Source organism: Desulfurella sp., from assembly GCF_023256235.1.
Lineage (GTDB): Bacteria > Campylobacterota_A > Desulfurellia > Desulfurellales > Desulfurellaceae > Desulfurella.
This window is the reverse complement of the sequence record NZ_JAGDWY010000058.1, coordinates 91,551-101,036: the sequence shown is the minus strand read 5'-3', so window position 1 is coordinate 101,036 and position 9,486 is coordinate 91,551. Positions and strand designations below refer to the sequence as shown.

The 9,486-nt window shown below is 32.8% G+C and carries 9 protein-coding genes; all 9 read left to right on the top strand.

All coding sequences use genetic code 11. From position 1 onward, the window contains the following. Nucleotides 1-499, top strand: a 499-nt coding sequence (locus tag Q0C22_RS06090; protein WP_291492797.1) for an ABC transporter ATP-binding protein, incomplete at its 5' end; no start/stop codon positions are given. A 3-nt stretch (nucleotides 500-502) separates the two neighbouring features. After that, nucleotides 503-1,930, top strand: a complete 1,428-nt coding sequence (locus Q0C22_RS06085; RefSeq protein WP_291492795.1) for an MlaD family protein — start codon at nucleotides 503-505, stop codon at nucleotides 1,928-1,930. A 9-nt stretch (nucleotides 1,931-1,939) separates the two neighbouring features. Beyond that, the gene (gene thrC, locus Q0C22_RS06080; protein ID WP_291492793.1) at nucleotides 1,940-3,292 is read left to right on the top strand and encodes a threonine synthase; all 1,353 of its coding nucleotides are present in this window, start codon (nucleotides 1,940-1,942) and stop codon (nucleotides 3,290-3,292) included. A gap of 44 nt (nucleotides 3,293-3,336) precedes the next feature. Then, nucleotides 3,337-4,695 (top strand): FAD-linked oxidase C-terminal domain-containing protein, encoded by a 1,359-nt coding sequence (locus tag Q0C22_RS06075; protein WP_291492791.1) that lies wholly within the window; start codon nucleotides 3,337-3,339, stop codon nucleotides 4,693-4,695. Then, entirely contained in the window at nucleotides 4,695-5,951 is a 1,257-nt protein-coding gene (locus Q0C22_RS06070) for a (Fe-S)-binding protein (protein ID WP_291492789.1), read from the top strand. Before Q0C22_RS06075 ends, Q0C22_RS06070 begins: the two co-directional genes overlap by 1 nt. Before the next feature lies 1 nt (nucleotide 5,952). Then, on the top strand, nucleotides 5,953-6,822 hold the full coding sequence (gene galU / locus Q0C22_RS06065) for a UTP--glucose-1-phosphate uridylyltransferase GalU (RefSeq protein ID WP_291492787.1): 870 nt from the start codon (nucleotides 5,953-5,955) through the stop codon (nucleotides 6,820-6,822). After that, nucleotides 6,815-8,071 carry a serine--tRNA ligase gene (gene serS / locus Q0C22_RS06060; RefSeq protein WP_291492785.1) on the top strand — a complete coding sequence of 419 codons (1,257 nt, stop codon included), beginning with the start codon at nucleotides 6,815-6,817 and terminating at the stop codon, nucleotides 8,069-8,071. The genes galU and serS overlap by 8 nt, the downstream gene beginning before the upstream one ends. Next, complete coding sequence (gene pgeF / locus Q0C22_RS06055; RefSeq protein ID WP_291492783.1) at nucleotides 8,068-8,781, top strand: peptidoglycan editing factor PgeF; 714 nt, start codon at nucleotides 8,068-8,070, stop codon at nucleotides 8,779-8,781. Before serS ends, pgeF begins: the two co-directional genes overlap by 4 nt. Before the next feature lie 6 nt (nucleotides 8,782-8,787). Continuing rightward, nucleotides 8,788-9,486: zinc dependent phospholipase C family protein (locus Q0C22_RS06050; RefSeq protein WP_291492781.1), on the top strand; the 699-nt coding region annotated here is incomplete at its 3' end.

The following is a 9,486-nucleotide window of genomic DNA, read 5'->3' as shown; positions in this document are numbered from 1 at the left end:
GAAATTTGGTGTGCTCTTTCAAGAAGCTGCCCTGTTTGATTCGATGAATGTTTTTGAAAATGTTGCTTTTCCTGTTGTTGAACATAAGTTGATTAAGAAAAAGTTTATCAAAGACGAAGTAAAGCGTGTTCTAGATTTGGTTGAACTTGCTGGTGTAGAAGAAAAATACCCAAGTGAATTGTCTGGCGGTATGAAAAAACGCGTTGGTTTGGCAAGAGCTATTATTACAAAACCTCAAATAATTTTCTTCGATGAGCCTACTACAGGACTGGATCCAATTGTTTCATATTCTATAGCAAAACTTATTAAAGATATGAAAGCTAAATTAAATACAACGTGTCTGGTTATAACGCATGATCTTGATGTAGCAAACTTGATTGCTGATTTTATAGGCTTTTTAGACGGTGGAAAAATTATAGAGTTTGATGAAAAGGAAAATTTCTTTAAATCAAATTCGCCAATTGTTAGAGAGTTTTTAGATGCATTTAAAGGAGGCTGATTAATGAAAAAAGAGACAATAATTGGGCTATTTGCTTTTGCTATAATAGTGTTGTTTGGGGCAATGACAATAAAGCTTGGTCAAATTAGCCTTACAAAAAGACCAACATACACACTTTATGCGACATTTTCAAATGTATCTGGGCTGAAAAATAAGGCTAAAGTAACTGTTGCTGGTGTTGAAGTAGGTTATGTTAAAAATATTGAATTAACACCACAGGGTGCTAGAGTTGCTATGGAAATTTACTCTAATTATAAAATACCAAAAGATTCAATTTGTTCAATCTCTACAACAGGCTTGCTTGGAGAAACCTACATTGAGATTACACAAGGCAAAAGTAATATTTATTTAGCCAATAATCAGTCTTTTGTGTATACACAATCTGCTGTTGGATTAAATAATGTTGTACGTGGTGCAAGTGAAGTGCTAAATCAGCAAAACAGAGATAACCTTGCTAAAGCGCTTGAAAATATTGCCGTATTAACGGCTAATTTAAATGAAGTAGTCAATGAAAACAGGGCGGCACTCAGGGCGACAATTTTAGAAGCAAAACAGGCAATGCTTGCATTTAACCAGGCAATGTCAAATATAAACGAAACTGTTTTGCAATCAAGACCTGATTTAAAAGTAGCGCTTGAAAATGCAAAAAAATCAATGGGCAAACTCAATGCTTCTTTGGATAATATTTATGCTTTAACAGAAGATGTTAAAGAAGGAAAAGGAACCATTGGTGGCCTTATGACAAAAGATGAAATCTACAATAATATTAATAATGCAACGGCAAATATCGATGAGATTTCAAGAAAGATTAATGAAGGCAAAGGCACAGTGGGTAAGCTTGTTAATGATGAGAGTGTTTATGATAACCTAAATTCAACACTTAAAGATTTAAAAGAGTACTTTGGCCGCATGAATAGAATACTTGTGCAGGCAAACATTCAGGGCAACTACCTAACGCGAGGCGGAAATTCTATGGGTATTGCAGGTGTTAATATATATACAGCACCTGATAGGTTTTATAGAATTGAAGCGGTTAATGAGAAGAATTACGAAAACACACCAAATCCTTCCAGCCAAGATACAAAAACGCGCATAACTGCAGAAATGGGTAAGCGCTATAACAACATAGTTATAAGAGGCGGCATTATTGAGTCAACTTTTGGCGTAGGCGCTGATTATTATGTTACACCCAATCTGAAATTAACAGCGGATGCATTTGATTTTAATCACTCAAATGATATAAGGGATCACAATGCACAAGTTAGGATTCAAGCTTCTTATAGAATTTTGAGACATTTTTATCTGTATGGTGGCGTTAATGACTTATTAAATAGCCAATCAAGATCGCCTTTTATAGGTTTGGGTATGAAATTTACAAACGAGGATTTGAAATATTTTGCAGGGGCTGCAAGCAGTATACCGCATAATTAAGGAGAATATATGTTTTATAAAAGCACACGATGTGGTGTAGATAAGATTAGCTTTAAAGATGCAATAATGATGGGTCTTGCAACTGATGGTGGGCTTATTGTGCCTGAGTATGTGCCAAAACTTTCCCCACAGGATTTAAAAAAGCAGGACTTTAAATCTATTGCATTTGAGATATTCAAGCTCTACATAGGCGATATAAGAGAAGATAAAATATACGAGCTTATTGATAAAAGCTACTCTGCTTTTGATGATAGTGAAATTACACCTTTGAAGCAGTTTGATGATTTATATATATTGGAGTTATTCCATGGTCCAACTTATGCATTTAAAGACATTGCTTTGCAGTTTTTAGGTAACCTTTTTGAGTATATTTTAGATGAGAGCAATCAAACATTGAATGTGCTTGGCGCTACAAGTGGTGATACAGGTAGCGCAGCAATTTATGGACTTAAAGGTAAGAAAAATGTTAAGGTATTTATACTTTATCCTAAAAATGGTGTAAGCCCTACTCAAGAACTTCAAATGTGTGATATTGAAGACGAAAATGTTTTTCCAATAGCCATAAATGGTACCTTTGATGATTGCCAGAATATCATAAAGGAAATTTTTAAAGATAATGCATTTAAAGAAAAGTACCATTTAGGCTCTATCAATTCTATTAATTTTGCCCGAATTTTAGCGCAGATTGTATATTATTATTATGCGTTTTTAAAAGTAGGTGAAAATGTATTGTTCAGTGTCCCAACGGGCAACTTCGGTGATATATTTGCTGGATATTTGGCAAAATTAATGGGTTTGCCAGTAGAAAAACTTATTTTAGCCACAAACGAAAATGATGTATTATATAGGTTTGTACGCTTCGGTGATTATTCAAAGCAAAATGTTAAAAAAACGCTAAGCCCGTCTATGGACATACAACTTGCCAGTAACTTTGAAAGGTATATTTATTACTTATACAATCAAGATTGCAATAAAGTTAAAGATTTAATGAGCCAATTAAATAAAAATGGTAAACTTATCTTTACAGACAAATTAAGCCAAATACAAAACGAATTTAGTTCATACAGGGTAAGCGATTTGATGATTTTGCAAACTATTAAAGATTTTTATGAAAAGTATAATTATATAATAGACCCGCATACTGCTTGTGGAGTTAAAGCAGCTTTTAGTGAAGGCAAACAAGCTGTGTGTCTTGCTACTGCTCACCCTGCTAAATTTAGCGAGGTAATAAAAGATGCTTTGGGCTTCAAAATAGATTTACCTGAAAAATTAGCAAAGCTTAAAACAAAAAAAAGAAATTTTGAGCAAGAAAACAGTATTAAAGCAATTAAACATTTTATAGAATTAAATGCTAATGTATAGCCACCATTGACTTTTTGATAACCATATTATAAATTAGGCGTAATATGAAATTTGATTATTTAAAGGATTTGCTGGGAAAGCGTTTTTTAGATGAAAAAATTGATAGGCTGCAGTATGCTTACGATGCCACGCAAAAAATGTATATGCCAGATTGCGTGGTACTTCCAAAAAATACTGAAGAAGTAAGCAAAATAGTAAAGTTTGCAAACGAAAATAAAATACCTGTTGTTGCAAGAGGTTGTGCAAGTGGCTTTAGTGGTGGAGCTTTAAATATTGATGGTGGGATTGCGCTTTCAATGGAACTTATGAATAATATACTAGAGATTGATTTAGATAATTTGATTGCTACAGTTGAGCCTGGTGTTGTAAATTATGATTTACAGGTGAAATTAAAGCCGTTTGGTCTGTTTTTTCCACCGGATCCTTCAAGCTGGAAGTTTTCATCAATTGGTGGTAATATAGCAGAAAATGCAGGTGGTCCAAAAGCGGTTAAGTATGGGGTAGTTAAAGATTGGGTTTTAGGTTTAGAAGTTGTGCTTGCAGATGGTTCTATAATTAATATTGGATCTAAAAATGTTAAAGATGTTGCAGGATACAATTTAACACAGCTATTTGTAGGTAGTGAAGGAACACTAGGTATTATAACAAAAGCGCTATTGAAGTTACATCCGATTGCGCAAGGTAGTCAAACATTGCAAGCTACTTTTTATGATATGAGCTTTGCAGCTAAAACTGTAAGTGATATAATAAAAAATAAAATTATACCGAGTTCTCTAGAATTTGTTGATCATCAAGCGATACTTACAGTAGAAGATGCTCTGAAAGCTAATTTGCCAACAGATGCCGATGCTATTTTGATTATTGAAGTGGAAGGCTCAAAATTTCAAATTAAAGAAGATGTAGAAAAAATAGTGCAAATATGCACTGAAAATGGAGCAAAAGTTAAAATTGCACATTCAATTGAAGAAGAAGAAAGTATATGGCTTGCAAGAAGGTCAATTTCACCTACGCTAAAGCGCATAGCTGATGGCAAACTGAACGAAGATATAGTTGTGCCACGCTCTAAAATTGCTGAAATGATTAAAAAAACTCAAGAAATCGCAAAAAAGTACAATGTTGTAATAGTCAATTTTGGTCATGCAGGTGATGGTAATATTCATACAAATATCATGTACAATATTAAAGATAAAGATGAGGAAAAAAGGGCATTTAAAGCAATGGATGAAGTTTTTGATGAATGTTTAAAGTTAGGTGGTTCTATTAGCGGTGAGCATGGTATTGGTATAACCAAGCAAGATTATCTGGAGCGCCAGGTGGGTTCAAGAACAATACAGTTATACAAACAAATAAAATATGCATTTGATCCAAACAATATACTAAACCCTCATAAAATGAAACTATAATGGATGAGAGATTAAAAAAAGAGTGGGAATCGTGCGTAAAGTGTGGTCTGTGTCGCAGTGTATGTCCCGTTTTTAAGGAATTGCGCCAGGAGCCTTTTGTTGCCCGTGGTCATATAAGTTTATTAAGTGAGTTTATAAAAGGCAACTTTGATTTTGATAGTGAAAAGTCCAAAGATTACCTGTATAAGTGTCTTCTTTGCACCACTTGCGTTGAAGCTTGCCCAAATGATTCTGGTACAGATACAATAGTTGAAATTGCAAGAAGGCGGATTGTAGAATTACATGGTTTGCCACTTTATAAAAAAGTAATGGCAAAAATCCTTCTCAATAGGAACCTTATGGATTTAAGTGCTCTAAGTGCAAATTTATTATCTGTTTTTTTATTTAACAAAAATACAAATACATCAAGACAGTCTAATAGTTTAAAAATAAAATTACCTTTTGTTGATAAAGACAGACTACTACCACCTTTAGCGCCAAAAACTTTTTATCACAAATATGAAAGTTACGGAAAAAATGCAAAAATATCAATTTTTCCTGGATGCTTGATAAATTATACATATGTAAAAATAGGTGATGCTTTTATAAATATATTACATAAACTAAATATTAGTTACTCAATAGAAAAAAAAGCAAGTTGTTGCGGTGCTCCTATTTATTTTAGCGGTAATTTTGATGATGCAAAAATTCTTGCCAAAAGAAACATTGATTTATTTTACAATCAAGATATTGATTATTTAGTGGTTCTTGAGCCAACTTGCGCTAGCATGATGAAGTTTGATTATCCAAAACTATTTATGTATTTTGATGATGAAGAATACATAAAAAAAGCTACTGAATTTGCAGAAAAGATAATTGACCCGGTAAAATACCTATATGATAATACAGATATAAAAGATAGATTAAAGGACACTGGGTTAACTGTAACTTACCACGATCCATGTCACCTAAAGCGTACGCAAAAGGTTAAAAATGAACCAAGAGATTTAATAAAGCATGCTGCAAAATTTAAAGAAATGAAAGAAGCCGATAGATGTTGTGGCAATGGTGGTACATTTAGTATAGACTATAGAGATTTATCTTTGAAAATTGCTTCAAGAAAAATTGACAACATATTGGATAGTAAAGCTCAAGTACTTGTGACAGGTTGCAGTGCATGTATTATGCAATTATCAGAAGCTTTGCATATTGCAGGTCATGATGAGATAAAAACGTTACATACGCTTGAGTTAATTGATAAATCACTTGGAGGTTGACATGTCTAAAATAAGAAAAGCTGTGTTTCCGGTTGCAGGATTTGGAACCCGATTTTTGCCTGTTACTAAATCATCGCCAAAAGAAATGTTGCCTTTGGTAGATAAACCTTTAATTCACTACGGTGTAAAAGAAGCAGTTGATGCAGGTATTGAACAGGTAATATTAATAACAGGCAGAGGTAAGAGGGCGATTGAAGACTATTTTGATATTTCTTTTGAGCTTGAGTTTCATTTAAAGCTGCACCATAAAGAAGAACTAATTGAAGAGATGCGTTCAATTAGCAATATGGCAGATTTTGTTTACATGCGCCAGGAAGAGCCGAAGGGTCTTGGACATGCAATCTTGAGAGCAAAAGATGTTGTGGGTAATGAACCGTTTGTTGTGATTTTGCCAGATGACATAATTATTAATGAAAAAGGTGCGATAGAGCAATTAATGGAAGTTTACAATAAATATAACTGTTCTGTGCTTGGTCTTGAAATGGTCGATCAAAAAGAAACAGACAAATATGGGATAGTTGGTGGTATAAAATTTGAAGAAAATATATATAAGCTTGACCAGTTCGTTGAAAAACCAAGCCCTGGCCAAGCACCAAGTAATATTGCTATTATTGGCAGGTATATTTTTACACCTCGTATTTTTGAAGCATTACAGTCAATACCTTATGGAAAAAATAATGAATTGCAATTAACTGATGCCATAAAGTTTTTATCTACAAAAGAAGCTATATATGGCAAACTGATTGAAGGCAAAAGATTTGATTGCGGATCAAAGTTAGGTTTTCTCAAAGCTACAGTTGAGCTATCCTTACAGGATGATTCAATCAAAGAAGAATTTAAACAATATTTGATAGAGGTTGTAAATGCTTGATGTGAGTATTTTAAGACAAAACCCAAAATTAATTGAAGATGCCCTAAAAAAAAGAGGCAATACAAGTATAGATTTGAATAGACTTATTGAGCTTGACGAACAAATAAGAAAAATTAAATCCGAGATAGATTCGCTTTTGCACACAAGAAAAGTAATTTCTAAGGAAATTGGTACTATTAAAGCAAAAAAAGGCGATTCAAGAGAACTCGAAGCAAAAGTCAAAAGTATAGCTGCTGAAGTTGAAAACCTTGAAGAAAGTTTATCTAAAAAAAATGATGAATTTTTTTCCATGTGGCTTTTAGTGCCAAACTTAGTAGATGAAGCAGTTGTGATAGGTAAAGACGAGAGCGAAAATGTTGAAATTAGAAGGGTTGGAGAACCAAAGTTATTTGAATTTGAAGTAAAAGCCCATGATGAGATCGCAAAAGATTTGGATATTTTGGATTTTGATAGGGCTGCTAAGGTTTCTGGTAGCAGGTTTGTTTATTATAAAAATCAGGGTGCAAAATTAGAGCGAGCTTTAATCAATTTTATGCTTGATTTGCACACTAAAAATGGCTACATTGAAGTCATTGTTCCTTATATTGTAAATGAAGATAGTATGATTGGTACAGGTCAGTTTCCAAAATTTAAAGAAGAAGCCTATAATGTGGAAGGTCAATTTTTAATCCCTACAGCAGAAGTACCACTGGTTAATTTTCACAAAGATGAGCTATTGAATGAATCATTGCTTCCTATTAAATATGTAGCCTACAGCGCATGTTTTAGAAAAGAAGCAGGGAGCTACGGTAAAGATGTCCGTGGTATAATCAGACAGCATCAATTCAATAAAGTTGAACTTGTGCAATTTACCAAACCTCAGGACTCATTTAATGCGTTGGAAAGCCTAACAAACCAGGCTGAATTGGTTTTAAAAGAATTAGGTTTACCTTATAGAGTAGTTATGTTGTGTAGCGGTGATTTAGGCTTTGCAAGTGCCAAAACATATGATTTGGAGGTATGGTTTCCTTCGCAAAAACGCTACAGAGAGATTTCATCTTGTTCAAATACACTTGATTTTCAAGCAAGAAGGGCTAAAATAAAAGTAAAAGGAAGTAAGGGAAATTATTATCCACATACACTAAACGGTTCTGGTGTTGCTGTTGGTAGATGTTTTGCGGCAATTTTAGAAAATTTCCAAACAAAAGATGGAAATATTAAAATACCTGAAAAATTAGTTTCTTATTATGGCAGTGAGTATTTAGTATGATTTTTGAAGATGAAAGATACAGGCAATTTGGTGCACGATGCGTTTTTTTTGATAGAGAATCAGGTGTAAGCAAACCTCCTTTTGATTCTTTAAATGTCAGTTCTACTGTGGGTGATCTGGTATTAAATGTAGAAAAAAACCTTGAGATTGTTAAACAACAGCTTAATATAAGTGTGATTGCCACATTAAACCAGGTGCACTCTGACAGGATTGTTGAGTACAATGGCGAGGTTGCTGATGCCGATGGTTTTTTTACTGATAAAAAGGGTGTATTTTTGTCTATAAAGTTTGCCGATTGCTGTCCTGTAGTATTTTTGGATACAAAAAACAAGATAATAGCAAGTGTTCATAGTGGTTGGAAGGGTGCATATTTGAAAATTTCGCAAAAAATGCTTGAAAAACTCTACAGTCTTGGCTCTAAAAATGAAGATATTATAGTAACATTAGGTCCTCATATTTGTGAGAATTGCTATGAAGTCAAAGACAATGTTGCAAATTTATTTGACCAGAAATTTATAAAATTCAAAGATGGTAAAAAATTTTTATCACTGAGTTCATCTATAATTGAATCGTTAATAGAAAAAGGCATTAATAGGAATAATATAGTTGATTTAAAAATATGCACTTATGAAAGTAAAGATTTTTTTTCTTACAGAAGAGATAAGCTTACTGGTCGCAATATTGGTGGCGTTTTTTTGCTTGATTATTAGAAAAAAATGTATAAAATAGCAAATACATTTATGTTAATTTTCTTAACTTTTTTTATCTTTTTACTTATACCACAAATGGCTTTTGCATGGGGGCCAGGCATACATACACTTATATCGTTTAACTTGCTCGATGAGCTTAAAGCTTATGGAAGCGTTTTTTATCCTATCGTTTCAAACAATTTTTGGGAATTTTTATACGGTAGTTTAGCTCCGGATTTTATGGTTGCAAAAAAACTTGTATCAAAGAAAAATAACTCACACAATTTTGATTTTGCTAATAAGCTTATCAATAGTGCAAAAAATGAAAAAGAATTATCATTTGCGCTTGGGTATTTATCACATCTGGCTTCAGATAAGATAATGCATGAAGTATTCTTGAGTGATTATAAAATAGTAAATTCATTTGAACATATTAGCATAGAACTTTTATCAGATGCTTATTATGCTGATTATTTAAATGTTGTTTCATTTGTGTTAAAACGAAAAAGCACGCTTGATAAACCTCTTAAAGCAAATTTTGGACTTGTTATAAATACATTTATAGGCAAAAATATATTGAGATTATCAACAAAAAATGTTATTTCTTCCATATCAAAAAACATAGCACTAAATAATTTAAAAATAGATAAAAAAACTCTTGGTACCATCTTTAAAAAAAACCTAAGTGGCGTTCCCGTGTTAGAAAACAACATTATAGAAACAAAA